Here is a 1,085-nt window from a genome sequence, read left to right as displayed (position 1 = left end):
GACTCGGCCTGCGCGGCGACGGCCGTACGGGGTCCGCCCCCGCACCGCGGGACACCGCAGCCGCCCCCGTACGGCGGTCCGGGTAGTGGTCCGGGTCCGACCGCGTCCCCCGGCGCGGAGGGCATCGCCCGTTCAGCGCCCCGTCGAGCTGTCGATCAGCTCACGGAGGATGTCCGCGTGACCGGCGTGTCGGCCGGTCTCCTCGATCATGTGCGTAAGGGCCCAACGGAGGCTGGGAGCGGGGTCCTCCGGGCGCGGGCGGGGCACCGGCGCACCGAGGTCGGCGCACGTGTCGAGTACGCGGTTGGCCTCCGCGACCGCCTCCCGGTAGCGGTCGACGACCTCGGCCACGCCGTCCTTTGGGGCGGCGTGGAAAGTCGCCGGCCAGTCGGCGACCCGCTCCCCGAGGAACAGGGACCGCTCGACGGACGTCAGATGGCTGAGCAGGCCCAGCAGATGCGTGCCCGAGGGCACCCCGGCGGTGCGGACCTCCGGTTCCGGCGCGCCCTCGACCTTCGCCGCGACCGAGTCGCGCAGGTAGTCGAGGAAGCCGCGCAGTACCTCGGCCTCGCTGCCCCCGGTCCGGGGCGGCGGGGTGTCCCGGCGGCGTCGGGGGCGGGGTGCGGCGGTCATGGGTGCCTCCTGGGAATCCGGGTTCACGTGTCCGTCCCAGTCTCGGCCGGTCCCCGGCCGCCAGGGCAAGGGATCATGCCGTTCCGGCAAGAGGGCGCGAGGCGGGGGCGCGTTCCGGGGCGCGCGTGCCGGGCGTGACGGGCGTCTCCGGAAGCTCCCTGGCGCCACAAAACTAACGGCGCTAGTTTGGGTGGGTGCGACGCGTTGCCCCGCGCCGCACGGCTTCGGCGCTCCGCACAGCACGGCTCCGTACAGCACGTCCGGGAGGAAACAGCCATGAAGGCCCATGACCAGATGTACATCGACGGTGCGTGGCGGCCCGCCGCCGGCCACGACACGATCCCGGTCGTGAACCCGGCCGACGAGCAGGTCATCGCCCACGTGCCGGCGGGGACGCCCGAGGACGTCGACGCGGCGGTGCGGGCCGCGCGCGCCGCCTTCCCCGCCTGGGC

General features: G+C 75.0%; 2 protein-coding genes. One reads left to right on the top strand and one right to left on the bottom strand.

Annotated elements, in window-relative coordinates; all coding sequences use genetic code 11:
* Window positions 1-132: 132 nt before the first annotated feature.
* Window positions 133-633: a DinB family protein gene (locus CR470_RS38125; RefSeq protein ID WP_097872313.1), complete on the bottom strand. Its 501-nt coding sequence runs from the start codon at window positions 631-633 to the stop codon at window positions 133-135.
* A 276-nt stretch (window positions 634-909) separates the two neighbouring features.
* On the opposite strand from CR470_RS38125, the gene CR470_RS38120 reads away from it, so the two are divergent.
* Window positions 910-1,085, top strand: a 176-nt coding sequence (locus tag CR470_RS38120; protein ID WP_143664000.1) for an aldehyde dehydrogenase family protein, incomplete at its 3' end; no start/stop codon positions are given.

This window comes from Streptomyces sp. rh34, assembly GCF_002551245.1.
Lineage (GTDB): Bacteria > Actinomycetota > Actinomycetes > Streptomycetales > Streptomycetaceae > Streptomyces.
The sequence above is the reverse complement of the archived record's forward strand: the minus strand, read 5'-3'. Positions and strand labels throughout refer to the sequence as shown.

Excerpts from the sequence above, each read along its gene's own strand:
- CR470_RS38125 (WP_097872313.1), bottom strand. The coding sequence starts at position 633 with ATGACCGCCGCACCCCGCCCCCGACGCCGCCGGGACACCCCGCCGCCC.